Origin of the sequence: Mesorhizobium caraganae (assembly GCF_016836705.1) — a bacterium.
Taxonomy (GTDB): domain Bacteria; phylum Pseudomonadota; class Alphaproteobacteria; order Rhizobiales; family Rhizobiaceae; genus Mesorhizobium; species Mesorhizobium caraganae.
In genome coordinates, this window is sequence record NZ_JAFCGY010000029.1 from 39,192 (window position 1) to 65,044 (window position 25,853).

At 63.6% G+C, this 25,853-nt stretch carries 28 protein-coding genes and 1 pseudogene; 10 read left to right on the top strand and 19 right to left on the bottom strand.

The annotated features are described in order from the left end of the window. Nucleotides 1–280: 280 nt before the first annotated feature. Complete coding sequence (locus JQK88_RS29110) at nt 281–694, bottom strand: DoxX family protein (protein WP_203280228.1); 414 nt, start codon at nt 692–694, stop codon at nt 281–283. 126 nt (nt 695–820) lie between these two features. Then, complete coding sequence (locus JQK88_RS29115) at nt 821–1,294, bottom strand: Lrp/AsnC family transcriptional regulator (protein ID WP_192249184.1); 474 nt, start codon at nt 1,292–1,294, stop codon at nt 821–823. 112 nt (nt 1,295–1,406) lie between these two features. Here JQK88_RS29115 and JQK88_RS29120 point away from each other — a divergent pair, with 112 nt between their 5' ends. Then, nucleotides 1,407–2,018, top strand: a complete 612-nt coding sequence (locus JQK88_RS29120; RefSeq protein WP_203280229.1) for an RBBP9/YdeN family alpha/beta hydrolase — start codon at nt 1,407–1,409, stop codon at nt 2,016–2,018. Here the strand turns inward: JQK88_RS29120 and JQK88_RS29125 are convergent. Next, on the bottom strand, nt 2,007–2,186 hold the full coding sequence (locus JQK88_RS29125; protein WP_203280230.1) for a hypothetical protein: 180 nt from the start codon (nt 2,184–2,186) through the stop codon (nt 2,007–2,009). The two genes, JQK88_RS29120 and JQK88_RS29125, sit on opposite strands and share 12 nt — an antisense overlap. Before the next feature lie 102 nt (nt 2,187–2,288). Further along, complete coding sequence (locus tag JQK88_RS29130) at nt 2,289–3,254, bottom strand: SDR family oxidoreductase (RefSeq protein ID WP_203280231.1); 966 nt, start codon at nt 3,252–3,254, stop codon at nt 2,289–2,291. A 208-nt stretch (nt 3,255–3,462) separates the two neighbouring features. Between JQK88_RS29130 and JQK88_RS29135 the strand changes: the two genes are divergently transcribed. After that, nucleotides 3,463–3,639: a hypothetical protein gene (locus JQK88_RS29135; RefSeq protein WP_185970293.1), complete on the top strand. Its 177-nt coding sequence runs from the start codon at nt 3,463–3,465 to the stop codon at nt 3,637–3,639. A gap of 185 nt (nt 3,640–3,824) precedes the next feature. Beyond that, nucleotides 3,825–4,130, top strand: coding sequence for a DUF982 domain-containing protein (locus tag JQK88_RS29140; RefSeq protein WP_192249170.1), 306 nt, complete (start codon nt 3,825–3,827; stop codon nt 4,128–4,130). Between the two features lie 26 nt (nt 4,131–4,156). Here the strand turns inward: JQK88_RS29140 and JQK88_RS29145 are convergent, their stop codons facing one another. Then, on the bottom strand, nt 4,157–4,876 hold the full coding sequence (locus tag JQK88_RS29145) for a Crp/Fnr family transcriptional regulator (RefSeq protein WP_192249168.1): 720 nt from the start codon (nt 4,874–4,876) through the stop codon (nt 4,157–4,159). Nucleotides 4,877–5,062: 186 nt separating this feature from the next. Here JQK88_RS29145 and JQK88_RS29150 point away from each other — a divergent pair, with 186 nt between their 5' ends. The 3 genes from JQK88_RS29150 to JQK88_RS29160 all read left to right on the top strand — a co-directional run bounded on the left by JQK88_RS29150 (nt 5,063) and on the right by JQK88_RS29160 (nt 6,312). After that, the gene (locus JQK88_RS29150) at nt 5,063–5,293 is read left to right on the top strand and encodes a DUF6894 family protein (RefSeq protein WP_192249166.1); all 231 of its coding nucleotides are present in this window, start codon (nt 5,063–5,065) and stop codon (nt 5,291–5,293) included. Between the two features lie 114 nt (nt 5,294–5,407). Then, entirely contained in the window at nt 5,408–5,908 is a 501-nt protein-coding gene (locus JQK88_RS29155) for a hypothetical protein (protein ID WP_192249164.1), read from the top strand. An 86-nt stretch (nt 5,909–5,994) separates the two neighbouring features. Beyond that, nucleotides 5,995–6,312 carry a plasmid stabilization protein gene (locus tag JQK88_RS29160; RefSeq protein WP_192249162.1) on the top strand — a complete coding sequence of 106 codons (318 nt, stop codon included), beginning with the start codon at nt 5,995–5,997 and terminating at the stop codon, nt 6,310–6,312. A gap of 157 nt (nt 6,313–6,469) precedes the next feature. Here JQK88_RS29160 and JQK88_RS29165 read toward each other — a convergent pair whose 3' ends face one another. The 4 genes from JQK88_RS29165 to JQK88_RS37580 form a co-directional block, all read right to left on the bottom strand. After that, nucleotides 6,470–8,563, bottom strand: a complete 2,094-nt coding sequence (locus JQK88_RS29165; RefSeq protein WP_203280232.1) for an EAL domain-containing protein — start codon at nt 8,561–8,563, stop codon at nt 6,470–6,472. A 142-nt stretch (nt 8,564–8,705) separates the two neighbouring features. Beyond that, nucleotides 8,706–9,263, bottom strand: coding sequence for an RNA polymerase sigma factor (locus JQK88_RS29170; RefSeq protein WP_203280233.1), 558 nt, complete (start codon nt 9,261–9,263; stop codon nt 8,706–8,708). Between the two features lie 158 nt (nt 9,264–9,421). Further along, complete coding sequence (locus JQK88_RS29175; RefSeq protein WP_203280234.1) at nt 9,422–9,811, bottom strand: DUF427 domain-containing protein; 390 nt, start codon at nt 9,809–9,811, stop codon at nt 9,422–9,424. Between the two features lie 45 nt (nt 9,812–9,856). Further along, a complete protein-coding gene (locus JQK88_RS37580; RefSeq protein ID WP_376740466.1) occupies nt 9,857–9,958 on the bottom strand; it encodes a putative RiPP precursor in 102 nt (33 codons plus the stop codon). 683 nt (nt 9,959–10,641) lie between these two features. Between JQK88_RS37580 and JQK88_RS29180 the strand changes: the two are divergent. The 4 genes and pseudogenes from JQK88_RS29180 (at nt 10,642) to JQK88_RS29195 (ending at nt 15,241) form a co-directional block, all read left to right on the top strand. Beyond that, a pseudogene (locus JQK88_RS29180) lies at nt 10,642–11,133 on the top strand (Csu type fimbrial protein). Nucleotides 11,134–11,158: 25 nt separating this feature from the next. Then, on the top strand, nt 11,159–11,881 hold the full coding sequence (locus tag JQK88_RS29185; RefSeq protein WP_203280235.1) for a fimbrial biogenesis chaperone: 723 nt from the start codon (nt 11,159–11,161) through the stop codon (nt 11,879–11,881). Then, nucleotides 11,853–14,270 (top strand): fimbria/pilus outer membrane usher protein, encoded by a 2,418-nt coding sequence (locus JQK88_RS29190; protein WP_203280236.1) that lies wholly within the window; start codon nt 11,853–11,855, stop codon nt 14,268–14,270. The genes JQK88_RS29185 and JQK88_RS29190 overlap by 29 nt, the downstream gene beginning before the upstream one ends. Before the next feature lie 14 nt (nt 14,271–14,284). After that, nucleotides 14,285–15,241: a Csu type fimbrial protein gene (locus JQK88_RS29195; protein WP_203280242.1), complete on the top strand. Its 957-nt coding sequence runs from the start codon at nt 14,285–14,287 to the stop codon at nt 15,239–15,241. Between the two features lie 159 nt (nt 15,242–15,400). On the opposite strand, the gene JQK88_RS29200 is transcribed toward JQK88_RS29195, so the two are convergent. The 10 genes from JQK88_RS29200 to JQK88_RS29245 form a co-directional block, all read right to left on the bottom strand. Beyond that, nucleotides 15,401–16,078: an outer membrane protein gene (locus JQK88_RS29200; RefSeq protein ID WP_192249150.1), complete on the bottom strand. Its 678-nt coding sequence runs from the start codon at nt 16,076–16,078 to the stop codon at nt 15,401–15,403. 310 nt (nt 16,079–16,388) lie between these two features. Then, a complete protein-coding gene (locus JQK88_RS29205) occupies nt 16,389–17,348 on the bottom strand; it encodes an AraC family transcriptional regulator (protein WP_192249147.1) in 960 nt (319 codons plus the stop codon). A gap of 238 nt (nt 17,349–17,586) precedes the next feature. Next, nucleotides 17,587–18,567, bottom strand: a complete 981-nt coding sequence (locus tag JQK88_RS29210) for a branched-chain amino acid ABC transporter permease (protein WP_246750090.1) — start codon at nt 18,565–18,567, stop codon at nt 17,587–17,589. A gap of 1 nt (nt 18,568) precedes the next feature. Then, entirely contained in the window at nt 18,569–19,456 is an 888-nt protein-coding gene (locus tag JQK88_RS29215) for a branched-chain amino acid ABC transporter permease (protein ID WP_112566970.1), read from the bottom strand. 268 nt (nt 19,457–19,724) lie between these two features. Continuing rightward, nucleotides 19,725–20,429: an ABC transporter ATP-binding protein gene (locus JQK88_RS29220; protein WP_112566921.1), complete on the bottom strand. Its 705-nt coding sequence runs from the start codon at nt 20,427–20,429 to the stop codon at nt 19,725–19,727. Continuing rightward, nucleotides 20,422–21,204, bottom strand: coding sequence for an ABC transporter ATP-binding protein (locus JQK88_RS29225; protein WP_192249141.1), 783 nt, complete (start codon nt 21,202–21,204; stop codon nt 20,422–20,424). The genes JQK88_RS29220 and JQK88_RS29225 overlap by 8 nt, the downstream gene beginning before the upstream one ends. 14 nt (nt 21,205–21,218) lie before the next feature. Beyond that, the gene (locus tag JQK88_RS29230) at nt 21,219–22,427 is read right to left on the bottom strand and encodes an ABC transporter substrate-binding protein (RefSeq protein ID WP_203280238.1); all 1,209 of its coding nucleotides are present in this window, start codon (nt 22,425–22,427) and stop codon (nt 21,219–21,221) included. A 225-nt stretch (nt 22,428–22,652) separates the two neighbouring features. Next, complete coding sequence (locus tag JQK88_RS29235; RefSeq protein ID WP_203280239.1) at nt 22,653–23,351, bottom strand: SDR family NAD(P)-dependent oxidoreductase; 699 nt, start codon at nt 23,349–23,351, stop codon at nt 22,653–22,655. A gap of 320 nt (nt 23,352–23,671) precedes the next feature. Then, the gene (locus tag JQK88_RS29240) at nt 23,672–24,268 is read right to left on the bottom strand and encodes a YdeI/OmpD-associated family protein (RefSeq protein ID WP_203280240.1); all 597 of its coding nucleotides are present in this window, start codon (nt 24,266–24,268) and stop codon (nt 23,672–23,674) included. A 333-nt stretch (nt 24,269–24,601) separates the two neighbouring features. Then, nucleotides 24,602–25,513: a S1C family serine protease gene (locus JQK88_RS29245; RefSeq protein ID WP_112566930.1), complete on the bottom strand. Its 912-nt coding sequence runs from the start codon at nt 25,511–25,513 to the stop codon at nt 24,602–24,604. Nucleotides 25,514–25,853 lie beyond the last annotated feature (340 nt).

Here is a 25,853-nt window from a genome sequence, read left to right on the forward strand (position 1 = left end):
GCTTAGGCCAGGCTAGTCGCCCTCGCCCCGGCCGAAAAGTAGGGCTATCGCATATGGATTCTTACGAAGAGGGACCCCCACCCTAACCCTCCCCACAAGGGGGAGGGAACGCTGCCGCGCATCCTGCTATCTCCGCCCTGCAATAATTGCCGAGATCAGCGCCAGCAGGGTCTCCCTCCCCCCTTGTGGGGAGGGATTAAGGGTGGGGGTAAGTGCCGGGCAAACATCTCGGAAAATGTCATATGCGATTGGCCTGCGGCCCAAGGGGGGGGGCAGACGTTCACCACCGGCCGAGCTTGGAGGCCAGCACGCTGCCCGGTCCGTGTACGGCGGCAAACAGCAGGCCGGCGGCGAACGGGAAATGGGACATGAAAGCGCCGAACTCGGCCTGGTTGCCGGCCCAGTGCGACGGACCATGGAAGGCAAAGCCGAGGAAGACGACGTAGACGGCGGCGACCAGGGCCGCCGGCGTGAAGAACGCGCCGGTCAGGAGGGCGATCACCAGCAGCGTTTCTAGGATCGCGGCGCACCAAGCCAGAAACAACGGGAACGGGAAACCGGCGGAGGCGATGTAGCCGGCGGTCATGCCCATGTCCATGAACTTGAAAGCCGCCCCCATCGCGAACATGGCAGCCAGGATCAGGCGAGCGATGAGAATGGCCGCGGTCTGCCACGGCGATTGAACGGTTTCCATAATGTCCTCCTGGGATTGCTAGGGGTTTCGCTCCAAGGACGGGCAGCGCGCCGCCGATCCGACATCATCCCGCAAAAATTCTCGGCTGGCAAAACGGGACCTCTTGGCGGCGCCTGGGAATCCCGCTCAGAGCTTCGCCATCAACTCCCGTCCCAACCGCTTCGGCGGCTCGGCGCGCAGCACCACATTGGTCGTCACCGCGCCGTAGCGGCCGATGGCGTCGACGATGCTTTCGAGGTCGGGCGGCGACGGGACGACGACCTTGACGAGAAAACAGTCCTCGCCGGTCACCCGCAGCACCTCGAGCACTTGCGGCATGGAAGCGAATTTCTTCAGGCAAGTCTGGATGTGCTCATGCGTGGTGCGCAGGCGGATCATGGCCATGGTGCCGAGACCGAGGGCGGCGGCATCGATCGCCGCCCGGTAGCCGGCGATGATGCCGCGCTCCTCCAGCCGCTTCACCCGCTCCGACGTCGCGGGCTGCGACAGGCCCACGCGGCGGCCGAGTTCGGAAATGCCGATGCGGCCATCCTCCTGCATGATCTCGATGATCGCCATGTCGGTGGGGTCGAGCCGTGGCCGGTAATCGCCGTTTGCCATGAGCACCTTCAATCCATCGGAATTCTTCGCTGCTTTCCGATGATCTCTCATTCCGCGGACGAGGAGAAGACCTAGAGTTGACGCCATCGTTCACCAGGAGACAGGACATTCCATGACCGACTTCATCATCTTGCCGGGCAGCGGCGGATCGGGCGAGGCCCATTGGCAGACACGCTGGCAGCAGGCCAATCCGGCGATGCGCCGCTTCAGCCCGGCTAGCTGGGACCTGCCGGATTTCGACGACTGGGTGGCAGCGCTGGAGCGTGCGGTGTCGCAGGCAAAGTCGCCACCAATCCTCGTCGCCCACAGCCTCAGCTGCCTGCTGGTCGCACATTGGCAGACGGTGTCGAGCCGCCAGGTCGGCGGCGCGTTCCTTGTTGCGGTTCCCGATCCGGCATCGTCCGCCTATCCCGCTTACGCAATTCCCTTCGCCGACACGCCGTGCGACTCGTTCCGCTTTCCTTCGCTGATCGTCGCCAGCACCAATGATCCTTACGACCCGCATCGCTATGCCGTGGCGAAGGCCGGGCAATGGGGCAGCGCGCTGCATATGGCCGGGCCGCTCGGCCACATCAACAGCGACAGCGGGCTGGGCGACTGGCCGGCGGGAATGGAGCTGCTGATGGCTTTCGTCGGAAGCATCGACTTGAAGGGCGATGGTCGAGCATCGGCTGACGCCGACGGCCGCTCGTCTTCGCACAATGTCCTGAATTCAGCTGGCTAGAAATCTTTCACGCGAAGAATCCTGCTCCTGCTCCTGCTGCTCCTCCCGCTCCTTCCGCTGCCGCTCGGCGTCGGCCTTGCGCTTCGGGCAATCCTCGTAGTCGTGGTCGCGCGAGCCGCAATAGGAGCAGCATTTTGCCGGCGTGTCGGGGCGAAGTATCATGGCCATGCACAAGAATGCACGAAAAGTCATCCGGTTGCAGCAGCGTCTTCGACGTCGCTGCTCGGATGCGTGTCTTGCGCTCCGAAAGAGCCGGGCCAGCCCTGCCCTTCAATAGCCGCCGACGATCGGCAGGATTTCGCCGGTGATGTAGCTCGAGCATTGCGGCGAGGCCAGGAACACATAGGCCGGTGCGATCTCTTCGGGCTGGGCCGGGCGCTTCATCGGCGTCTTGGCGCCGAACTGCGAAACATCGGCCGCCTGTTTGTCGGACGGGTTGAGCGGCGTCCACACCGGTCCCGGCGCCACCGCGTTGACGCGGATGCCCTTGCCGATCAGATTGCCAGAGAGCGCGCGGGTGAAGGCGTGGATGCCGCCCTTGGTCATCGAATAGTCGACCAGTTCCTTCGAGCCGTCTATGCCGGTGACCGAGCCGGTGTTGACGATGGCCGAACCCGGCTGCATATGCGCCACCGCCTCCTGAGCCATGTGGAAATAGCCGTAGAGGTTGGTCTTCAGCGTGGTGTCGAAATGCTCCTCGGTGAGGTCGGCGAAATCGGCCGAGTGGACCTGGAAGGCGGCGTTGTTGACCAGCACGTCCAGCTTGCCGAGTTGCTTGACCGTGCGCTCCACCGCGTGGCGGCAGAAGGCGCGGCTGGCGACATCGCCGCGCAGCGCCAGGCAGCGCCGGCCCTCGGCCTCGACCGCCTGCCTGGTCACTTCGGCATCCCTGTCTTCGCTGAGATAGACGATGGCGACGTCGGCGCCTTCGCGCGCAAACAAGACTGCCACGGCGCGGCCGATGCCGGAATCGCCGCCGGTGATCAGCGCCACCTTGCCGTCGAGCTTCCTCGATCCCTGCCAGAACGGCGCATCATAAAGCGGCGCCGGCTTGATCTCGCCTTCCTCGCCGGGCTTGGGATGGTGCTGCTTCGGAAAAGGCGGCTCGGGATAGAGCCGGGCGCCGGCCTGCATGGCGGCGTCAGGTTTGGCTTTCGCCTTGTTGCGGTCGTCGGCGTCGACCTTGCGTTGCACGCCGCGCTGCTTGCGCACCGCCTTCGAGGTTTCGGTCAGCATGGGATTCTCCTTCCTTGTCGGAGGACAACGCGCTCCGAGCAAAAAGGTTGGCCGAGCAAAAAGGTTGGCCGGGCAAAAAGGTTGACGGCAGGCTTTGCGCACAAGCGGTCGCATTCGTCCGGCCTACATCAAAGTTAAATGCGAGGCACAGGCGTCAGGTGCTAGGTGAGTGAAAAAGGGGGGACTCTAAAACTCTAGGGAGGAGTCCATGGAGGTTCGAAATCTGGTTGCCAAACTGTCGGCCGCACTGCTGCGCCGGCGCGCCGCATCGCCGCCAATACTGTTCAGACCAATCCGCAACTCGCTCGCCGACATCCCCTTGAAGTCGCAGTCGCGACCGCCCTACCGGCCGCGCCAACCGATCCGGCCGGCCAGCAACATGTAGCCTTCGCAAGCTGCAACCACTTCGCGATTTCCTCGTTTATGGCGATCCCGATTCACGGAGGCTGTCCATGAAATCGATACCAACAAACAACCCCGTCCTGGTTCTGGGCGCCGCTGCCTTCCTGGTCGCGCCTTTCGCCGGGCTTTTGTGGCGGACGCGGGAATGGATCGGATGGTGAATTTCTCATGAGCCGATTTCTTCCCCTGACGATCAAATTCGTGGACGGCAGTACCATGACGGTGTCGTCGATCGCCGACGCCAACAGGGCGCTGGACGGAAAGTGGAAGAACAAGGACGCTCAGGCCTACAAGGCGGCCGTCAGGCTGGTGGATGATGCGCTGAACGGAATTTGCCGCCCGGCCATTGCCTTCGCCGCTTTCAAGAATGCCGCCGATCAACAGGGCTTGCTGAAGCCGGCGAAGCCAAGCGCCGCCCTTGCCATGCTCGACGAATTGGCGTCGCTGAACGGACATCATTCAAAGCCAGGCTGAGGCGCGTCCCTTCGGACGCCGATGACCTATCTCGGCTCGCGGTTCATGCTGAGATAGGTCGGGTCGAACTCGGCGATCTCGACAAGCCGCTGCCACTCCAGGATCGTCACCATGTGGTTTGCCCAGCCGATGACGCCGAGCCTGCGCAGCGCGCCGATGACCCGGTTCATGTGAACGATCGACAGCCCCAGCACGTCGGCCAGTTCGGCCTGCGACAAAGGCAGACGGAAACTCATGCCATTGGTCTGCTTGACCACTTGAAGCCGGACGAACAGCTCGCACACCAGATGCGCCAGATGCGAGGTCTTGGATCGCCTGCCCATGGCCACGATCCATTCACGGTGGATGGCGCCGTCGACGAGTGTGTCCAGCCACAGCAACCGGGTCAGATGAGGCGCCTGTTCGGTGATGGCGCGCAGCCGGCTGTGGTCGGCGGCGATGACCCGGCATGGCGAGAGCGCGATGATGCCATGGTCCATGGTCTTGAGCAGAAAGGCGTGCAGGTCGACAAAATCGCCAGGCACCTGCAGCGAGGTGAATTGCCGGCCGCCATCCTCCAGCACCTTGTAGCGCGCCGCCAGACCTTCGATGATGAGCGTGCTGTAGCCGGGTCTCGATCCCTCCGGAACGATGTCCTGGCCAGTGGCAAAATCCATCTCGACCATCATGGCGCCGGCCAGCAGCCCCTTCTCCTCTTCAGAGAGGGCGTCATGCTGGCCAAGGTTTAGATAAAGAGATTCCAGCATTGAGGAGTTCTTCCATCCGGGATCGGTTGCTGTGGCTCAACGCCGGAGATCGGGTGCGGTTGCACTCAGCCGGGCATGGCGTCCGTTTTAGCCTGGCGGTGACGGTGAGAAATCTGTTTGAGAATCAGCCGGATGGAACCATGGCTACGGACAGGGGTTTAGCGTCTCATGCAGGATGCTTACGCCATGGAACGGTTCTACTTCGATCTCTACAACACCGAAAACCAGATCGATGAAGAGGGGCAGCTCTTCCCAAGTCGTGAGCGCGCGGGTGCCGAGGCGCTGCGCATATTGCACGATGTCGCGCGCGACGAGATGCCGGAGGGCGAGCACCGGCGGATCACCGTCAAGATGCTGAACGAGAACAGGGAGCAGATCTTCGAAGCGTCGCTGACCATGGCGTCGTTGTGGAGTTGAGCGTCGGCCGCCCTGTCGACCACGGCATGGAACCTCTTGCCCTCCCCTCTGTTTCCTAAGGGAGGCCCAGCGGCAGGAGCTGCTGGCCAGCTAATTGATTGGAGGCACGAACCCATGTCCCTGCAAAAGCTTCATCCCGAGCAGGTCGACGCGACACGCGACCATGCCTATTCGACCTTTGCCCCGGCGCTCATCGGTTCGCTGACCAAGCGACTGGCGCGCTGCCAGGGAGCCAAGGAACTGAGCGACGTGGAAAAATCGCTGATCCGCCTGATCGAAAACGCCGACGTCGATGAGCCGCAAGCCGAGGCGATGAAAGAGTTTGCCATCGAGTTGGTGGTGTCGACGATATCGGAGGCCCGCGCCCACCCCGACAGCAAGAGTGACGTCGAGGCCGTCGGCGAGCGCCGCGCGGAGGGCCGCTCGGAGAATCCCGACACGCTTGAAGAACAGCTCCAATCCGGGCTCGAGGATAGCTTTCCGGCAAGTGATCCGCCGGCCGTTGTCTCAACCTCGATCTCCGGCGGGTCGAAGGATCTTGTCGGCACCGACGAGGTGTTGCGCCGCAAGAAAGAGGCCGCGCAGCGCAAGCAGGAAAAGGCCGACGCCAGCTAAGCTGAGGACTGCTCTCAAGCAGGCATGCGGATGACGACTGCCCGCATCACGTAGACGAAGGGACACGTAAACGAAGGGAGAAGACAATGCCGCGTGGAGATAAATCGAAATATACCGACAAGCAGGAGCGTAAAGCCGACCACATCGCCGAAGGCTACGAGCATCGAGGCGTCTCTGAAAAAGAGGCCGAACGTCGTGCTTGGGCGACGGTGAACAAAGACGATGGCGGCGGCAAGAAGGAAGGCGGTTCGGGCCGCGGCAAAGATACCGGTCATCCGGCCGCGCACAAGGGCGGCAAGCTCGGCGGCAAGGCGTCAGCCTCGCGCTCTTCGGCCAGCAAGTCGGCATCGGCAAAGAAGGCCGCAGCAACTCGCAAGCGCAACGATAGCCACGCGCACCGCTGAGTGCTGATCTCCCACAAGGAAGATCGTCCTCTTGCACACGTGATGGACCGGTGCGCCGAACTTTCAGGCCAAGACATCATGCCTTGAGCTTAACGGTCGGGTGATGGTGACCGAATTTTCTCACCGGCGAGTTGCCCCTTCAACTGGGGCTCGCCCGTCAGCCGAACCGCTTGCGCGGCGCCTCGGCGCTCGCCCTTGCCACGATCGCCTCCAGCGGCTCCGGCCGGTGCAGCAGGAAACCCTGGCCGTAGGCGACGCCCATGTCGCGTAAAATGTCGAGCGCGGCCTGCTCTTCGATCTTTTCGGCCACCACCGCGCAGCCGAGGCTTTTGGCGATGCCCGCAATGGCTGAGACGATCTCTCGGTCGAACCGGCTTTGCGCGATGTTTTCGATGAACGAGCCGTCGATCTTGATCTGATCGACAGGAAAGCGCCTGAGATATTCGAACGAGCTCATGCCGGCGCCGAAATCGTCGAGACTGACGCGGCATTGCCGCTCGCGCGCCTTGCGTACAAACTGTTCTGCGGCGTCGAAATTGGTGACGGCGGCGGTCTCAGTGATCTCGAAGCCGACGGCCGAATGCGGCGCGCCGGTCTCGGCGATGACGGCGTCGACGAAATCCCACAGCAGCGGGTCGCTCAGTGTCTGCGCCGACAGGTTGAAGCCGAGCGTGATGGCGCCCGATTTCATGGCCGGGCCATGCTGCGACAGTGCAGTCCTGATGATCCAGCGGTCGAGCCGTGAGGCAATGCCGAAGCGCTCGGCGACCGGAATGAACTCGCCCGGCGGGATAAGCTTGCCATTGCGCCCGGCAAGCCGCGCCAGCACTTCGACATGACGGCTCTCCCGCCAGGGTTTCCCGAGCAGATGAATCTCCTGGCCGAACAGTTTCAACCGTCCGTCGTCCATGGCGTCGACGGTGTCGGCGGCGACACGCGCCGCGTTGAGGCCGCCGGAGCCCGAGGCCGAGTCAGCCGAAAACACAGCAAAGCGGTTGCGCCCCGCAGCCTTGGCCGCATAGCAGGCGTCGTCGGCGCAGGCCAGCGCATCGGCCACCGTCGTGGTGGTGTCGTCGACAAAGGCGATGCCGATGCTGGCCGCAAGCTTGCGCGACGTGGCCGGCAGGCCGAGGTCGGCGTCGCGCACCGCCGCAAGGATTGCGCCGGCCAGCGTCTCGGCCGCGGCCGGCTGGCAATTGGGAACCAGCAGCGCGAACTCGTCGCCGCCCAGGCGCGCGGCGCGCGCCGATAACGGCAGGCAGCCCAATATGCCGCCAGCGACACCCTTCAGCGCCAGGTCGCCGGCGGCGTGGCCGGCAAAGTCGTTGAGCGCCTTGAAGTAGTCGAGATCGACATAAAACACCGCCAGCGGCAGAAGCCGCGCGGTGGCGATGTGGACGGCCAGCAGCCGGTCGAATGCAGCGCGGTTCAGCAAACCGGTCAGCGCATCGTGGTGCGCGGCGTAGGCGAGTTCGCGTTCGCGCTTCTTGTCCTCGGTGATGTCGCGCACGGTGCCGAGAATCTGGCCCGCGGAGTCGGGAGCTGCGATGAAGCGCACCAGCGATTCGACATGACGGATTTCGCCGTCTCGCCGGATGATGCGGTATTGCGAGGCAATGACTGCGTCGGTCGCAAGCGGCAGATGGGCGCGCTCGGTGGTGTCCTTGTCGTCGGGGTGGAGATAGGTGTGCCAGAGGTCGGCGGCCACCTCGTCAGTGTCTGCGACGAGGCCGAAGATCTCCCTGGTGCGCGCGTCCCAGTAGCTCTTGTTGGCGTCGATATCGTGATGCCAGATGCCGGTGCCGCTGGCCGCCAGCGCCAGGCGGAAACGCACATTGACCCGCTCCAGTTCGGCTTCGGCCTCTTTCTGCCGGCTGATATCGGTCTGAACGCCCATCAGCCTGACCGGCCGGCCAGTCTCGTCACGCTCGACAATGCCGCCGCGGTCGAGCACCCAGATCCAGTGGCCGTCCTTGTGTCTCAGGCGCAGCTCGGTCTCGATCGAAGTGGTCAGGCCGGCAATGTGCCGCTCGCCGCTGGCCAGCGCCCGCTCGCGATCGTCGGGATGCGTCAGTTGCAGCCAGAGGTCGCCGGTGTTGGCAAGCTCGCCATCCTCATAGCCCAGCATGTGCGACCAGGTCGGCGAATAGAAACAGTCGCCGCTCAAAATATCCCAGTCCCATACGCCCAGATGAGCGCGTTCGAGCGCAAGCGCCCAGAACTCTCCATTGCGTATTTTATCTTCAGCCATGCCCTGGTTTCGTCCACCCCATCGCCGCAATTGTACACGGAAGCAGACAAGAAACCGTTACCGGATGCGTGCGCATACGAGGCGCAAAGCCTGCAACCGTGCCGGATCATGCCGCGAGACTTCATCATGCGATCGGGATCCATCATGCCATGGGCGCCCTGATTATGCCCGTCCGGCCCGGCCCGGGTTCGACAATCCTTATCGCGCGGCGGCGCGCATTGTCCTCGAGCAGGCCGCGCAGTTCCTCGCGGCCACGCGCGATGCGCGACATCAGCGTGCCGGCCGGCACGCCAAGCATCTCGGCGGCCTCGGCGTAGGAAAAGCCCTCGATGGCGACCATGGTCAGCGCGGCACGGCGGTCGGGGCCGATCGCCTGCAGCGCATCGATGATCTCGCGCGCCGCGACGTTGTCCAGCTGGTCGGCGGGAGAGGCCTGCACCTCGCCGGCTTCCAGCGGCAGCATCGAGGCCTCGCCACGCCGGTTCACCTTGCGCATCTGGTCGATGAACAGATGATGCATGATCGTGAACAGCCATTTTCGCGGGCTCTCTCCCGTCTGCCAGTTGTCCAGCCGCAGCAGCGCCCGTTCGAGGCAGTCCTGGACGAGATCGTCGGCGGAATCGCGGTCGCGCAGCAGGGAGCGCGCATAGCGCCGCAGACGCGGGATTTCGTCGAGGATGGCTCTCTGCTTTTCGTCCATGACCTTGTTGTCTTCGTTGTCGGCTTGTCGCCGATGCAAAACCGCTGCGCCCTCGGGTCGAGCCCGAGGGCAGCTTCGGCCAGCATGAAAGTTCCTCTGTTCGTGCATGTCGTTTGCTCCAAAAACGCGACGCACTTTTTAGGCAACAGGCATGATGTTCAGCGCGGCGCAGCGTCGATGGTGACCCGGTCGGGATAGAAGGCGCCGTGGTCGCAAATCCCCGCCATCTCATCGAATGGCTGCTCATAAGCCCACATCGCGTCCTTGCCAGCTCCACCCGCCGGCAGCACGTCCCAGTAGCTGGCGTCGCCCTTGTAGGGGCACAGCGTCGACAGCGCCGTCTTCTTGAGCTTGCGAAAGTCGATGTCCTCGAACGGGATGCAGAAGGAGAAGCGATGAGGCGGCTCGGTCACTATTTTGGCTTTCGCCGACGAGGCGATGATGGCGCCATTGGCAAACACGACGACACGCCCCTTGAAGGGCTCGACGGTGATCACCTTGCCCGGATTGCGCCGAAAGCCGGGCGACGGGTTCGCATGCTGATCCACGGCCGTTCTCCTTGTCTGCAGTAGCTCCGAAGCCGATCGAAGCCGTCAGCTGCCGTTTTCGACGGGGCCCGACAGGATGATCACTGCCGTGACGCGGGTCAGTTTTTCGCGCTTCTGAAGCCTTGGCTTCTCGTATGTCTTCTTCATCGTTCTTCCTTTTCTTGACGTCTGCAGCCTACCGGTGTGCGATCATGGCTCGAAGGGACAACAGGCGCATCTCCCGTCCGGCCGATGCGCGGCCGTCGGAAATCAGGGTGAGCGTGGCAAGAATGATTCCCAGATGTTTCCCGCGATCCAACGACGGTGGATTTATCTCAGCCGGCACGACCATGCTTGGGCTGGGCGGAACACGGTTTTGGGGAATGCGGCCCTGGCGGCACAACTGCCAGGCTTAGGCAGGCCGGAACAGCGTTTTGGGCTATGCGGACCAGCGGCGACGGCGATGGCCGCTTGGCGTCGGCATAGCCTCGCGAAATAATCGACAATACGAGACAACAGCCAAGACTCTATCAAATCAAGGCGACTCGGTCTGAATGTTCGCCTTTTGAGCAAAACATCTAAAATAAATTGTCGATGGACGAACTATCACTTCCAAAAAGTTTCGATTTTATCCTTATTAACCAAATCTTAACCAAAATTATCCGATACAATTGAAGCTATTCATCTGTCGTAATCCGAATCTAAGTTGCACTAATCATTACGCTGATCGCTTTTGACATTGCCGATATCGTTGATGTCTTTGCGGGGCGTATAGTGGGAGGGGCTGCAGGGTTGAAATCCGGGTAAGGACTGTTCGCGAGGAACGGTCTGCCCGACGGAGGAACATACGTATGAGATTGCTGAAATATGCGCTGCTGGCGGGAGCGTCGCTGCTTCCAACCTTGCCCGCGATCGCCGCGACCGCGACCGGAAATCTGACCGTGCGCATCACGATCACAAATGAATGCAAGGTCCAGACAGGAAGCGATCTCAATTTCGGGTCACACGGCGTCATCGACGCCAATATCGACGTGGACAGCACCATCGGCGTGCAGTGCACGACCGGCCAGACCTATGATGTGGGTCTGGGTGTCGGGCTTGGCGCGGGCGCGACCACCGCGGTCCGCAAGATGACCGGACCGGCGTCGGCGACAATCAACTACACGATCTACAGGGAAAGCACCCGCACGCAGCTCTGAGGGACAACGATTCCCACGGAAACGGTTTCGGGAACCGGCAATGGCAGCGTGCAGAACATTACGGTCTATGGCCGTGTTCCAACGCAAACGACGCCGGGGGCAGGCCTCTACACCGACACCGTTGCGATCACCGTAACCTACTGACCAACGACGCCAATACGAGGACGACATGCGATCCATGCTTTCATGCATTGGCGCCACGGCTATTCTGTTGCTGTGCGCCGGTCTCTCACACGCTGCTTCGCTCAGGGTGGCGCCGACAGGTCTTGAGCTGATCGCTCCCGACGCCTCGGCGGTTCTCAACCTCAGCAACGACGACACCAAGCGGCCGATCAATGTGCAGATCAGGGTCTTCGCATGGAGCCAGTCCGGCGGCATCGAGACGCTGACGCCAACCACGGATGTCGTCGCCAGCCCACCATCGACCAAGCTCGGACCCAACGCCCAATACGTGGTTCGCGTCGTGCGGGTCTCGAAGGCGCCAGTGCGCGCCGAAGAGAGCTACCGCGTCATCGTCGACGAACTGCCCGACCCCTCGCGCAAGAAAGCCGGTACGGTTGCGCTCGCGCTGCGCTATTCGGTGCCGGTGTTCTTCCGCAACGCCGACGCAGCCGCGCCGGCGATCGCGTGGAGCCTTTCGCGCAATGGCGGCAGCCTGATGCTCACCGCCAGCAACAGCGGCCAGAGCCGCTTTCGCCTGTCCAACCTGACGCTGACCCAGGGCGGCAAGAAGCTCGGCAACCGAAACGGGCTTGTCGGCTATGTGCTGGGCGGCGCGACCATGCAGTGGCCGATCGGCAGCAGCAAATCACTGTCCGCGGGCTCCGTGCTTTTGAAGGCACAGAGCGATCTTGGACCCTTCGATGCCAAAGTTGCCGTCAAGGGCCGCTAGCACCGCGATTGTCGTCGCGCTCGCGACTTTCACACCTTGCCCGCCAGTGAACTCGCAAGAACTGCCGGCCGTGACGAACACTGAACAGCCTGATCCCGTTTTGCCGGCCGGCCGCAGCCTCTATCTGGAGGTGTTCATCAACGACGTCTCTACGAAACTGATCGGCAATTTCACCGAGATGCCGGATGGCGGCCTGGCGGCGACGGCGCAAGAGCTGAAGGAGGTCGGGTTGAAGCCGCCGGAGGGTGCCCAAGGTGCTGGCGGCCTGGTCAGGCTCGACCAATTGGCGGACGTGTCGTTCCAGATCGACGAAGCGGCGCAGCGGCTCTACGTCACCGCCGCCAATAACAGCCGCGAGGCGCGCATCGTCGATCTCGGCTTGCGCTTGCAAGACCGGCCGGCGCCGCAATCGGGCTATGGCGCGGTGCTCAACTACTCGCTGTTTGCCAGCTCAAACACATTGTTCGACGGCGACAACGAACTGTTCCAGGGCATCTCGGGCGGCTTCGACGCGCGTGCGTTCAGCCCCTATGGAACGCTCAGCCAATCGTTCATCGCCGGCTATTCCGACGGCAGGCTCGGCGGCTTCACGCGGCTCAACACGACCTGGAGCTATTCCGACCCCGACCGGCTGATGACCTACCGGGCCGGCGACTTCGTCTCCGGCGGACTGTCATGGACGCGGCCCGTCTATCTCGGCGGCATCCAGGCGCAGCGCAATTTTAGCCTGCGCTCGGATCTGGTGACATTGCCCCTGCCCTCCTTCGGCGGCACGGCGGCGGTGCCGTCGACACTCGAGGTCTATACGCAAAACGTGCGCACCTATTCCGGCGACATCCAGCCCGGACCTTTCCAGGTCACCAATCTGCCGGTGTTCACCGGCGCCGGGCAAGCGCGGGTGGTGCTGCGCGACAGCCTCGGGCGCGAGACCACCGCCACCTTGCCGTTCTATGCATCCAGCATGCTGCTGCGTCAGGGACTGCTCGATTTTTCCGTCGAGGCGGGCATGGCGCGGCGCAATTTCGGCATCTCCTCCGACGACTATGACGGCCGCGTCATGGGCGTAGCCACGGCGCGCTACGGCCTGAGCGACCGGCTGACGCTGGAAGCCCATGCCGAGGGCGGCGGCGACCTGATCAATGGCGGCGTCGGCGCTGCCTTTTCGCTCGGACCTTACGGTGCGGCGTCGGTGGCGGCGGCGGGCAACCATCATGACGGGCGCACCGGCTCGCTGGTCGATGCCAGCGTCGAATTCGGCTATGATGGCTGGGCGATCAACGCGCACATGAAGCGGGCCTTCGGCGGCTATGAAGACATCGCCTCGGTGACGGCGCAGCCGGTTCTCGACCCCGACGACTTCACCCGTTTCAGCGCCGGCGTGCCGCGCGCGGTCGACCAGGTGACGCTCAGCGTGCCGATGCCGCTCGATTTCTCCAGCCTCAACCTCTCCTATACCCATTTGAAGAGCGCCGAGGGCGATACCAGCCAGATCGTCGGGCTGTCCTACAGCCAGGCGATCTTCAAGCGCAGCACGCTCTATGCCACCGCCTTTGCCGATCTCGACGACGACAGCAGCTATGGCGTGTTCGCCGGGATTTCGATCCCGTTCAACGACGACATCACAGCCTCGACAGGCGTCGAGCAAGGGCCTGACGGCCTCAATGTCGTTGCCGACCTCGCCAAGTCGGAACGGGCGGAGGACTTCAGCATCGGCTGGCAGTTGCGAACGTCGGAGGGTGAGGTCCCCAACCGCTCGGCCGCTGTCAGCTATCGCGCGCCGTTTGCGCGTTTCCAGGCCGGCGCCCAGCAATTCGACAAGGATTTTCGCGTAACCGGCCAGATGGACGGGGCCATCGCGGTGGCGGGCGGCGGCGTGTTCGCCACCAACCGCATCGACGATGCCTTTGCCGTCGTCGATGTCGGCACGCCTGACGTCGAGGTGCTGCATCAGAACAGGCCGGTCGGAAAGACCGACAGCAAAGGCCGTATCCTGGTCACCGGGCTCAATTCCTATGAGCTGAACACGGTCTCCATCGATCCGAAGAACCTGCCCGTCGATGCCGATGTCCCGACCACCAAGGAGACCGTCGTCCCGGCCGACCGCAACGGCGTGGTGCTGAAGTTCGGCGTGTCGGAAGCGGCGCAGGCAGCCCTTGTGACGCTGGTCGATGGGAGCGGAGCGCCGCTCGAAGCCGGACTGTCGGGGCGCGTCGACGGCGGCACCGAAGACTTCGTCGTCGGCTATGACGGGCAGGCCTACATCAAGGGCCTCGGCAAGCAGAATGTGGTGGTGGTCGGTCTGGCGGACGGCGGCTCATGCCGGGCGACGTTCCCCTTCGAAGCGGCGCGCGGGCAGCAAGTGACGATCAAGAATGTGGTGTGCCAATGACAATGCCAGGCCAAATGCTGCGCGCGGCAATCGTTGCCATCCTGGTGGCGATGTTGCCGTCGCTCGCCCGGGCGCAGAGTTGCAGCTTCAGCGTGACCAACATGAATTTCGGCCTCATCGACACGCTGTCGGGCACCGCGTCGACGTCGACGGCGACCCTCAACATGACGTGCAGCGGCAGTTTGCCGTTGCTCTTGCCCATCCTGGTCTGCCCGCATTTTGCTGCCGGCACCGGCGGCGCCTCCTCGGCGGCGGCCAGGCAGATGGTGAGCGGCGCCAACAGCCTCGACTACCAGCTCTATTCGGACCCCGGGATGAGCGTCGTCTGGGGCTCCTATGCCTGGGCCTATGCCTCGCGCCCGCCGCCGATCTTGCTGAGCCCCAACCCGCTGGGCAGTTCATCGGGCACCGCGACGATCTATGGCCGGGTTCCCGGCGGCCAGGCGACCGTTCCGCCCGGCACCTATCTGTCGACATTTTCGGGCGGGCATGTCGAGATCCGCTACCGGACGACGGCGTTGGGCAACAATTGCGACACCGGCCTGGGCACCCTGGGCGCCTCTCCGACCTTCACCATCAACGCAACGGTGCCGGCCAATTGCCTGGTCGCCACCCAGAACATCGATTTCGGCCCCAAGGGCGTGCTCGACGCCAATGTCGACGCCACCGGCCAGGTCACGGTCACCTGCACGCCGTCGACCGCCTATACGGTGTCGCTGAATGGCGGATCGACAGGCGGCACACCGACCAACCGCAAGATGTCGAAGGGTGCCGAGCGGGTCACCTACGGTCTCTACAAGGACAATGCGCGCACGCAGCCCTGGGGTGACGCCGGAACGCCGGGAAGCACGGTCGCCGGCACCGGGACCGGCGCGGCGCAACCGCTCACCGTCTACGGCCGCGTGCCGCCGCAGACCACGCCCTCGGCCGGCGTCTATACCGACACGGTGGTGGTGACCATCACCTATTGATCGCCTCGCCGCACCAGCCATCGCGCATAAATTCGCCGACGATGCAGCGGCGGAAGACGAGCACGCAGATCATGCCTCAGGCACGAACACCCCCCGCACGGGGTGAACTAACCCCCGAAAGTTGGACACAACCTTCGGGGTTTTGTTCGGTCTGGCGTATCAGAACTTGTAGCTAAGGCCGGCCCGGATATCGTGCGTCTGGAGATCGACGTCCGCAGCCGTACCAAGACCAGCTGCGATCGAGAGAGGCTTGCTGCCGAAGTCGGTGTAGCGATATTCGACGCGAGCGATCCACTTGTCGGTGAAGGCGTGCTCGACGCCGGCGCCAGCCGTCCAGCCAATATGGGTTTCGTCGTGGAATGGTATTGTACCGCCGGGGCCCGTGCTGATCGCAGTCACTTCATACTTGGCCGCGGCCACGCCTGCCGTGATGTAAGGCATGGTCCGATCGAACGCATAGCCGGCCCGTAGCCGCGCCGACCCCGACCATTTGAGTTCGCTCTTGAGCAACGCGCCAGCACCGGCGAAGGTCGTCAGACTGTCTACATTACTGTAGGCAATGTCAGCCTCGGCACCGAGCACGAAGCGGTTCGCCATTTCCTGATTGACGCCGATATGGATGCCGCCAATAAAACCGTCCGGATCGAGCGAAGCTTCAATGGCACTGGTGGGGATGGAAAGATCGGATTTTCCGGCCGCGTAACCGAAGTGAACGCCGGCATAGAGGCCTGACCAGTCGTACTCGGCGGCAACCGGCGAGGTTTCATTGATGTCGGCCGCGGATGCGATGCCGGCAGGCGCGAGAATGAAGGCTGTGGCGAGAAGAATCGTTTTCACTGTTTGCTACCCCGATGATGTTGCGCCCCCGGGCCGTGGAAATGCTCCGCGGCGATCCGGGCGGTGTCGAGGTTTTGCATTGTTCGCCGGCGGCGTCTTGGGCTGAGCCGCACTGGAATTGTCCTGGAAAGCGCTGCGGCACTTGCGCAATCAGTGTGGCCGTTCGGCATCAGGCGATGGGCCTGCAAAGCGTTCGAAAAAATTCAACCGACGCGCTCAAGCTCTTGTTTTTATGAATGTGGAGATCCCAAAACGGCTCCGCACCCTCCAGTCTGAGGGCGAGGGTGTGCCTTCGGGCGACATGGGTATTTTAGCGGGCGCCGCTCGGTGTCGAGCCGAAGCGACGGCGGAAACAGCGATTGAAGTAGGATACGTCGGAGAAGCCGCTGAGCAGCGCGATCTCGCTGATCCGCATCCTGTCGTTGCGACGGTCGGCGAGCATGCGATGAGCCCTCTGCAGGCGCAGTTCGAGAACGCGCGCAGCGAAACTCGTCCCGGTCTCCTGCAGGAGATCATGGACATAGCGCGGGGACAGCCGCAGTTGCTGGGCGATGCGCTGGGCCGAAATGGCAGGATCGGCGAAATTGTCCCGGATCTTGTCCAGGATGGCCTGCAGCCTTGCCGCGCGCAGCCCGCGCAGTCCCGCCAGTTCGGCGGGCTCGCCCTTCGCCCCGGTCGCCAGGCCGAGCAGGTCGACGATCGTTTCGGTGGCATGGGCGACGAGATCCGGCGAGACCAAGGCGGGTCCAGATCTCAGAAAGCTGCAATAGCGCTTGAGCATATCGAGCGCCTCATTGCCGGCGCCGATGGTCAGCGCCAGCCGGTCGTCGATATTGGCGAAGGCTTTCTCCAGGGTTTCGCGGGGCACCACCACATTGGCCCAGATGTTCCAGTCGCTGCCGTACATTTCCAGCGCTTCCGAAGCCGAGACCAGCGCGGCTTCGCCCTTGCCCACACTATAGTCACGGCCGACCTGGGCACCGCTCAGCAGCGTGTCGCCATTGTTGACGAGCAGCAGATAGCCGTCGCGCCCATCGTCGGCGATATTGCGCTCCTTGCGGCTGGCATGCTGGATCGTTCCAGCCATCTGCCCGAGCACCACCGGCCCGACAGCGGTCGCTTCGATTGCCGCCTCGAACGGCCGGTTGTCGGAGATGGCATATTCGACCGACCAAATCTCGGCGACATGGATGTCCTGCCAGAGCGCGAAACGCGAGCGGTCGTCGAGATGCGCCGGCAGGTCGACCGACGAGAAGACATTCTTTTTCAAGGGCAACCGCGTCTTTCTGCGTGCGCGTCTTCAGTCGGAGGCGCAATCTATTGGACCAGTTAAACTGTTGTCCAGAGGCAAGCAATATCCTTGCGGTGCAAGACAATTTCACTGCTGTTGGAGACAAGAATCCGACCGAAATTCACCTGCCTGAATACAAATACCGTAGAATGCCTGCTCGAATCAGCGACCCGGATCGCGACGCTGCGAGGCCAAGGGCTGAAGCGCGCGGACGACGTCAGGCTCCGTTGCGACCGCCGCCGGGTGACAGCCACCGCGCGTAGATCTCGCCGACGATGCCGCGGCGGAAGACCAGCACGCAGATCATGAAGATCAGCCCGGTGGCGATGGTCACCGGGAAGCCCGAGGTGGCGAGGGTGTTTTCCAGGCCGACGACGAGGCCGGCGCCGACGACGGGGCCGACCATGGTGCCGATGCCGCCGAGCAGCGTCATCAGGATCACCTCGCCCGACATCTGCCAGGTGACGTCGGTGAGCGTGGCGAACTGGAAGACGATCGCCTTGGTGGCGCCGGCAAGGCCGGCTAGCGCTGCCGACATGACGAAAGCGGCGAGCTTGTAGCGGCCGACCGAATAGCCCAGCGAAATGGCGCGGTTCTCGTTCTCGCGGATCGAACGCAGGATCATGCCGAAGGGCGAGTTGACGATGCGCCAGACGGCGAAGACGCCGATGAGGAAAACGGCGAGAACGAAGAAGTACATGTTCAGCGTGACGTTGAGATCGACGATGCCGAACAGATGCCCGCGCGGCACGCCCTGTATGCCGTCCTCGCCTTCGGTGAACGGCGCCTGGACGCAGAAGAAGTAGAACATCTGCGCCAGCGCCAGTGTGATCATCGAGAAATAGATTCCTTGCCGGCGAATAGCGAGGAAGCCCATGACCAGTCCGAGCACGGCCGCGCCGGCGGTGCCGAGCAGGATGCCGGCTTCCGGCGGCCAGCCCCAGTCCTTGACGGCGTAGGCACAGAAATAGGCGGCGGCGCCGTAGAAGGTGGCATGGCCGAAGGACAACAGCCCGGTGTAGCCGAGCAGCAGGTTGAAGGCGCAGGCAAACAGCGCGAAGCACAGCATCTTCATCAGGAAGATCGGGTAGACGAAGAAGGGCGCGGCGATGAGCGCCAGTATGGCCAATGCTATCAGCACCCGCTCAAGCCGAACGGAAGCGGCGGTACGCTCTTCGTGAAGGGTCGCCTCGCTCATCTCAGGCATCCCTTCCAAACAGGCCGGCGGGGCGCAAGAGCAGCACGATCGCCATGATGACGAAGACGACGAGGTTCGATGCCTCGGGATAAAACACCTTGGTCAGGCCCTCGGCGAGGCCGAGCATGTAGCCGGTGACGATGGCGCCGAGGATCGAGCCCATGCCGCCGACCACGACGACGGCGAAGACGACGATGATCAAGTCCGACCCCATCAGTGGGCTGACCTGGTAGACGGGCGCGGCAAGGATGCCGGCGAGGCCCGCAAGGGCCGCGCCCAGCCCGTAAGTGAGCGTGAGCAGCAGCGGCACGTTGACGCCGAATGCCTGCACCAGCTCGGGGTTTTCGGTCGCGGCGCGCAGATAGGAGCCGAGCCTGGTCTTTTCGATCAGCAGCCAGGTGCCGATGCAGACGATGAGCGAAGCAACCACCACCCAGCCGCGATAGTTGGGCAGAAACATGAAGCCGAGATTGGTGCCGCCGGCGAGTTGCGACGGCACGGCGTAGGGATTGCCGGAGACACCGTAGTAGAAACGGAAGACGCCTTCGATGACCAGCGCCAGGCCGAAGGTGAAGAGCAGGCCGTAGAGCGGATCGAGCCGGTAGAGCCTGGACAGCGCCAGGCGCTCGACCGCCATGCCGAACACGCCGACGACGAGCGGCACCAGGACCAGCGCCGGCCAGTAGCCGATGCCGAGATGGACGAGCATCAGGTAGCCGATGAAGGCGCCGAACATGTAGAGCGCGCCATGGGCGAAATTGATGATGCGAAGCAGGCCGAAGATAACCGCCAGCCCGAGGCTCAACATGGCGTAGAACGAGCCGTTGATCAGCCCGACCAGCATCTGGCCGAGCAAGGCCTGGACGGGGATGCCGAAGATCATCGTCATGGCGTCACCGCTGAAACATGTGCTGAAGGAGGCACGGCCAATTGCCAACATTGGCGCTGCCCCTCATTGCCCTGCCGGGCATTTCTCCCCGTAAACGGGGAGAAAGAGGCTGAATGCGATGCCGGCTCGCTTCCTCTGACGTTTGCGATTGGCGAAATCGTCGGCGCCAGCGTCCCTTCTCCCCGTTTACGGGGAGAAGATGGCGGCAGCCAGATGAGGGGCAGCGCCGACGCCCGAAAGATGACAGCCCTCCCATCGATTACTGGCGTCATACCCCAAGCACCTCGTGCAGCTGGTCGGTGTGAGCAGAAAGCTCGCTTACGGCAAAACCCTCCACCACCTTGCCGTGCTCCATCAGATAGAAGCGGTCGGCAATGCGGGCGGCAAAGCGGAAATTCTGTTCGACCAGCAGGATGGTCATGCCGCGCTTTTTCAGGGTCGCCAGCAATTCGCCGATGCGCTGGACGATGACCGGCGCCAGGCCCTCGGTCGGTTCGTCGAGCAGCAGCATCTGCACGCCCGTGCGCAGAATGCGGGCAATGGCCAGCATCTGTTGTTCGCCGCCGGAGAGTTTCGTGCCGGGGCTGTTGCGGCGCTCCTTCAGATTGGGGAAGAGATCGAAGATTTCCTCGACGCTCATGCCGCCCTTGGCCACCACCGGCGGCAGGATCAGGTTCTCGTCGACGGTGAGCGTGGCGAAGATGCCGCGTTCCTCCGGCACGAAGCCGATGCCCCGATGGGCGACGCGGTGCAGCGGCAGACGCATCAGATCGCCGCCGTCGAAAGTGACGCTGCCGCTGCGCTTGCGAACCAGCCCCATAATGGCGCGCAGCGTTGTGGTCTTGCCGACGCCGTTGCGGCCAAGCAAGGTCACGGTCTCACCACGGAAGACATCGAGGTTGACGCCATGCAGCGCATGGCCCTCGCCATACCAGGCGTGGAGATCGCGCACGGCAAGCAGCGGCTCACTCATGCTCGGTCCCCATGTAAGCGATGCGGACACGCTCGTCCGTGCTCACCGTTGCGTAGTCGCCGGCGGCGAGCACCTGGCCGCGTTGCATGACGGTGATCCAGTCGCAGAGATCGGCGACGACGGTGAGATTGTGCTCGACCATCAGCACGGCACGGTCCCTGGCCAGCGAACGGATGATGCCGGAAATGGCGCCGACATCCTCGTGCCCCATGCCGGCCATCGGCTCGTCGAGCAGCAGCACTTTCGGATCGAGCGCCAGCGTGGTGGCGATCTCGAGCACGCGCTTCCTGCCATAGGAGAGATCGCCGGCCAGACGATGCGCGACATCGTCGAGGCCGACGATGGCGAGAAGCTCGCGTGCCCTCGGTGTCAGCTGATCGAGTGCGGCCAGCGAGCGCCAGAACTGGAAGCCCAGCCCGCTCGGCCGCTGCAGGGCGACCCGGACATTGTCGAGCACGCTCAGGTGCGGAAAGGTCGCCGAGATCTGGAACGACCGCACGAGGCCCATGCGCGCCACCCTGGCCGGCGCGGTGCGGGTGATGTCGTGGCCCAATAATTCGATCCTGCCACTGGTCGGCTGCAGGAACTTGGTCAACAGGTTGAAGATCGTGGTCTTGCCGGCGCCATTCGGCCCGATCAGCGCATGAATCTGGCCGTGATGGACGTCGAGGTCGACATTGTTGACGGCAACGAAACCGGCGAAATCACGCCTGAGGCCGCGGGCGGAAAGCACCACCCGCGGCGTGTCCTTTGCGCCGCCCGACTGGCCGGCCACAGCTTGCGCCGCTGTCACTTGGTGACGAGCGGGCAGCCGCTGTCTTCGGCCTTGGTGAAGGCCTTGTCGCCCGGAATGGTCGCCAGATAGGTGTAGTAGTCCCAGTCCTTCTTGCTCTCCTCGGGCTTCTTGACCTGATAGAGATACATGTCGTGCACCATCGAGCCGTCGGCCTGTACCTTGCCGTTGGCGGTGAAGACGTCGTCGACCGGCAATTCATGCAGCTGCTTGGCGACCGCTTCGGTCTCGTCGGTGCCGGCCTTGTCGATGGCCTTCAGATATTGCAGCACCGCCGAATAGGTGCCGGCCTGGACCATGTTGGGCATGCGGTTGGTGCGCTTGAAGAAGCGGTCGGCGAATTTGCGGCTCTCGTCGTCACGGTCCCAGTAATAGCCTTCGGTCAGCACGACGCCCTGCGCCGCCTGCAGGCCGAGGCCGTGCACTTCGGCAAGGGTGAAGAGAAGTGCCGCCAGCCGCTGGCCGCCGGCGACAATGCCGAACTCGGCCGCCTGCTTGATCGAGTTGGAGGTGTCGAGGCCGGCATTGGCAAGGCCGATGACCTTGGCGCCGGAGGACTGCGCCTGCAGCAGGAAGGAGGAATAGTCCGTGGACCCCAGCGGATAGCGCACTTCGCCCAACACCTTGCCGCCGCTGGCTTCCACCAGCTTGGCGGTCTGGTCCTTCAGCGAATAGCCGAAGGCGTAGTCGACGGTGATGAAATACCAGCTGTCGCCGCCCTGCTTGACGAGGTCGCCGCCGGTGCCGACGGCCTGCGAATGCGTGTCGTAGGCCCAGTGGAAGCCATAGGGCGAGCACTGCTTGCCGGTCAGCTCTGTCGAAGCGGCGCCGGTGACGATGTCGATCTTCTTCTTTTCCTTGGAAAGCCCCTGGACGGCGAGCGCCACCGAAGAAGTCGTCAGCTCCATGATCGCGTCGACCTGCTCGGTGTCATACCACTGGCGGGCGATGTTGGACGCTATATCCGGCTTGTTCTGGTGGTCGGCGTTGACGATCTCGATCGGCGCGCCTTGCACCTTGCCGCCAAAATCCTCGACCGCCATCTTGGCGGCCTCGACCGACCATTTGCCGCCAAAATCGGCATAGACGCCCGACTGGTCGTTGAGGATGCCGATCTTGACCTTGCCGTCGGAAATTTCGGCCGCTGCCGCAGGCATGGCCGTCGCCGCAAGAAGCGCGGCGGAGACGAGATAGGATGCTTTCACAGGTGGTTCCTCCCTTGTGGCCGACGCCGGGAAACGCGGCGGCCTTGCAATGGTTCAACAGTTCGGTCCGGATTTCACTGAAAATTCGGGCCGTCGCGCCCGCCACTCCTCTTCTTGCGCCCCTCCGCCCTGGGTGCGTTGGGAACGTAGCATCACATTTCGCGCGGCGAGAATGCTATTTTCGTAGCATGGCGTAGAGGCCGGATGGGAAGGCCTGTCAGCCATTCACCACGGCAGCCTTTTGCCGTCGCGGAAGAAGCCGCCGGTCGGGCCGTCGTCCGGCAAGGTCGCGGCCCAGACGATGCCGGCCGCCCCTTGCGCCACCGGGCGCCCGGCCGGGCCGCCCATATCGGTCGCGACCCAGCCGGGGCAGATGGCATTGACCAGCACGCCGGCGCCGCGCAATTCGGCCGCCAGGATGCAGGTCAGCGCGTTGAGCGTCGCCTTGGTCGTCGAATAGGCCGGCGCGCCGGCGCCCATCGAGGCGAGCGAACCGCCCTCGGAGGAGACGTTGACCAGCCGGCCATGGCCGGAGGTGCTGAGCAGCGGCGCGCAGGCGGCAGCTATGCGCCAGGCGCCGAAGACATTGGTCTCGAAGGCTTCGCGGATCACCGTCCAGTCGGGTTTTAGCGCCCGCGCACGCGGGTCGTAGTGGATGGCGGCGTTGTTGACGAGCACGTCGAGGCGGCCGAAGCGGCGCTCGACTTCGGCCGCGGCAAGGGCTGCCGCGTCAGGTGCCGCGACATCCAGAGCGATGGCCTCCACCTTGCCGCCGAGTTGCCTCGCGGCCGCCTCGCCCTTGGCGAGATCGCGCGTGCCGAGCAGCACGGTGAAGCCGAGCGCCGCCAGTTGGCGGCCGGTCTCCAGGCCGATGCCGCGATTGCCGCCGGTGACGAGCGCGACCTTGCCTGAGTGGGTATTCATCGTTTCATGTCCATGTCGATTTTTCCGAGAAGATGGCATGAGCCGGATCGATTGATTAGAGCCTGGAGACGGTAATCGTTATGCGATGGGGTGCATGAGTGAAGAGGCGAGGCCGCGTTCCTTCACACCCCCCTCTGTCCTGCCGGACATCTCCCCCGCAAGGAGGGAGATTGGCAGTTCCATGGATGGCGCTTCTCCGGTGAAGTTGGTGATTGGCGAAAGCATCGGCGACATCTTGATCTCCCCCCTTGCGGGGGAGATGGCCGGCAGGACAGAGGGGGGTGCTCAAGCGCGAACTTGTCAAGGGGCGGGAGAGCCCCTCACCGCCCCTGCGGATGGATCGTCTCGCCGCGCTTCAGCATCTCGACGAAGGCCTCGATCTTCTTCCTGCGCCCGGCTTCGGTCTTCATGTTGTGGGTGCGGAAGGCGAGCGCGAAGCGGTTCTGGGCGGAGAGTTTTGCCAGCATCGCTTTCGCCTCAGGTTCGGCATCGATGGCGGCCTGCAGATCGTCGGGGATCTTCATGTCCTTGCCACTGGCATAGGCGCGGTCCCAGCGGCCGTCTGCCTTGGCCGCCTCGACCTGTCGCAATCCGTGCTCGGTCATCCGGCCCTCCTCGACCAGGCGGGCGACATTGTCGATGTTGATCTTGCTCCAGATGCTCTTTTTGCCGCGCGGCGTGCAGCGCTGCAGAAAGCTCTTGTCATCGAGCGACTTGCGCACGGCATCGATCCAGCCGAAGCACAACACCACGTCGATGGCCTGCCTGGGCGTGATCGAGGCGAGGCCGGAGCCGACCTTGTGCACCTTGATCCAGACCTCGGTCTCGTCGGCGTGGTTCTCCCGCAGCCAGACGTAAAAACTTTCGGGATCGGGGAATTCGCGAACTTTTTCCGGATCGACCTTGATCGGCGCCATCATCACCTCGTTTGTGCCGGACCGGCTATATCGGCTGTCGATGCCAGTTTCCGTCAGCAGAACCTCCGCAGGCCAAGCACCGGCCCCCCTTCCCTTCTCCCCCAGGGGGGTGAGAAGCGGTCCGCGTAGCGGACGAAAAGCCAATTGCTTGGCTTTTCGAGTTTCGAACGCCCTGAGCCTGCGAAGGGCTGGGGGTGGCCGATCCACCTGCCGGGTCCCCGCTGCTTCGCAGCGTCCCGGCGTTCGCCGGCCTTTCATCGTGCCACTGGCACGATGAATTCGCCTTTGGCGAACCGGCTGCTCACCCCACAAGGGGGAAGGAAGGCCGCTCTTTCACTGCAAATGCGGCTTCTTCAAAAAGCTGTTGCGGTCGGCGGATTTTACCCTGAGCCAGGTTTCGCGGCCGTCTCGCACCACCCTGAGCGGGATCTCCGAACCGGCGGGGTTCTGCCATAGCTTGCGGTAGAAATCGGCGAGACCGTCGACCTCGCCGTCGCGCACGTCGGAGATGATGTCGCCCTGGCGCAGGCCGGCTTTGGCGGCGGGGCCGCCTTCGGCAACGCTCATCACAATCACGGCGCCGTTCGACTCCGCCGAGAAGGCGCCGAGCCACGGCCGTGGCGGCTTCGCCACCTGGCCGCGTGTCAGCAGGTCGTCGAGGATCGGCGTCAGAAGGTTGATCGGCACGACCATGTTGATGTCGGCGACCTCGCCATTGCGGCTCATCTGCAGGAGCAGCGAGCCGATGCCGAGCAGGCTGCCGTCCTGGCCGATCAGCGCCGCGCCGCCCCAGGACGGGTGCGCCGGCGCAATGAAGATCGCCTCGTCGAGCAGATATTCCCAATAGCCGGCGAATTCCTGCTTGGTGACGATGTGCGCCTTGACCGAGCGGCCGGTGCCGTCGGCAAACACCACGGGGTCGCCGACCTTGGCTTTCTCGGCATCACCCAAGGCCACCGCCGGCAGGCCGAGCGGCGCCAGCGCCTGCACCAGGCCGAAGCCGGTTTCCTGGTCATAGGCCAGCGCATGCGCCGGCACCACGCGGCCGTCCTGATCGGTCAGCCAGACCTCTTCCGCCTCGGTGATGAGATAGCCGATGGTGAGCACGAGCCCGTCAGCGCGGATAACGACGCCACTGCCTTCCCGGCGCGTGCCCAGGGCGTTCGCCGTAAAGGCGTCGTCGGGAACCGTGGCGCGCACGGCGACGACGGAACGCAAGAGCGGGGACAGGGGATCTATGGGCATGCTCTCATCCTGGCAGATATGCGTGGGCAGTATCCTCTATAGGTATGCCGCGCTGCACGAGACGCAAGGGTGAGAAGTGATCTGCGCAGCAGACGAAAAGCCAATTGCTTGGCTTTTCGAGCTTCGAACGCCCTGAGCCATGCGAAGGGCCGGGACAACCTTCGGCCTCGCGCTGCCCCTCATCCGCCCTTCGGGCACCTTCTCCCCGTGAACGGCAGGGCTATCGCATATGAGTAAAGAGGTCATAGAAGAAGTCTTTGCTCCAGTTTGCCCTTCGCATCTTGCTGGCGATAGGTTTGTCGAGCGGATGGGCAGCCAAGATGTTTTGCGCGAGCCTTCG

Excerpts from the sequence above, each read along its gene's own strand:
- JQK88_RS29110 (WP_203280228.1), bottom strand. The coding sequence starts at position 694 with ATGGAAACCGTTCAATCGCCGTGGCAGACCGCGGCCATTCTCATCGCT.
- JQK88_RS29115 (WP_192249184.1), bottom strand. The coding sequence starts at position 1,294 with ATGGCAAACGGCGATTACCGGCCACGGCTCGACCCCACCGACATGGCG.
- JQK88_RS29120 (WP_203280229.1), top strand. The coding sequence starts at position 1,407 with ATGACCGACTTCATCATCTTGCCGGGCAGCGGCGGATCGGGCGAGGCC.
- JQK88_RS29125 (WP_203280230.1), bottom strand. The coding sequence starts at position 2,186 with ATGGCCATGATACTTCGCCCCGACACGCCGGCAAAATGCTGCTCCTAT.
- JQK88_RS29130 (WP_203280231.1), bottom strand. The coding sequence starts at position 3,254 with ATGCTGACCGAAACCTCGAAGGCGGTGCGCAAGCAGCGCGGCGTGCAA.
- JQK88_RS29135 (WP_185970293.1), top strand. The coding sequence starts at position 3,463 with ATGGAGGTTCGAAATCTGGTTGCCAAACTGTCGGCCGCACTGCTGCGC.
- JQK88_RS29140 (WP_192249170.1), top strand. The coding sequence starts at position 3,825 with ATGAGCCGATTTCTTCCCCTGACGATCAAATTCGTGGACGGCAGTACC.
- JQK88_RS29145 (WP_192249168.1), bottom strand. The coding sequence starts at position 4,876 with ATGCTGGAATCTCTTTATCTAAACCTTGGCCAGCATGACGCCCTCTCT.
- JQK88_RS29150 (WP_192249166.1), top strand. The coding sequence starts at position 5,063 with ATGGAACGGTTCTACTTCGATCTCTACAACACCGAAAACCAGATCGAT.
- JQK88_RS29155 (WP_192249164.1), top strand. The coding sequence starts at position 5,408 with ATGTCCCTGCAAAAGCTTCATCCCGAGCAGGTCGACGCGACACGCGAC.
- JQK88_RS29160 (WP_192249162.1), top strand. The coding sequence starts at position 5,995 with ATGCCGCGTGGAGATAAATCGAAATATACCGACAAGCAGGAGCGTAAA.
- JQK88_RS29165 (WP_203280232.1), bottom strand. The coding sequence starts at position 8,563 with ATGGCTGAAGATAAAATACGCAATGGAGAGTTCTGGGCGCTTGCGCTC.
- JQK88_RS29170 (WP_203280233.1), bottom strand. The coding sequence starts at position 9,263 with ATGGACGAAAAGCAGAGAGCCATCCTCGACGAAATCCCGCGTCTGCGG.
- JQK88_RS37580 (WP_376740466.1), bottom strand. The coding sequence starts at position 9,958 with ATGAAGAAGACATACGAGAAGCCAAGGCTTCAGAAGCGCGAAAAACTG.
- JQK88_RS29185 (WP_203280235.1), top strand. The coding sequence starts at position 11,159 with ATGCGATCCATGCTTTCATGCATTGGCGCCACGGCTATTCTGTTGCTG.
- JQK88_RS29190 (WP_203280236.1), top strand. The coding sequence starts at position 11,853 with ATGCCAAAGTTGCCGTCAAGGGCCGCTAGCACCGCGATTGTCGTCGCG.
- JQK88_RS29195 (WP_203280242.1), top strand. The coding sequence starts at position 14,285 with ATGCTGCGCGCGGCAATCGTTGCCATCCTGGTGGCGATGTTGCCGTCG.
- JQK88_RS29210 (WP_246750090.1), bottom strand. The coding sequence starts at position 18,567 with ATGAGCGAGGCGACCCTTCACGAAGAGCGTACCGCCGCTTCCGTTCGG.
- JQK88_RS29215 (WP_112566970.1), bottom strand. The coding sequence starts at position 19,456 with ATGACGATGATCTTCGGCATCCCCGTCCAGGCCTTGCTCGGCCAGATG.
- JQK88_RS29220 (WP_112566921.1), bottom strand. The coding sequence starts at position 20,429 with ATGAGTGAGCCGCTGCTTGCCGTGCGCGATCTCCACGCCTGGTATGGC.
- JQK88_RS29235 (WP_203280239.1), bottom strand. The coding sequence starts at position 23,351 with ATGAATACCCACTCAGGCAAGGTCGCGCTCGTCACCGGCGGCAATCGC.
- JQK88_RS29240 (WP_203280240.1), bottom strand. The coding sequence starts at position 24,268 with ATGGCGCCGATCAAGGTCGATCCGGAAAAAGTTCGCGAATTCCCCGAT.
- JQK88_RS29245 (WP_112566930.1), bottom strand. The coding sequence starts at position 25,513 with ATGCCCATAGATCCCCTGTCCCCGCTCTTGCGTTCCGTCGTCGCCGTG.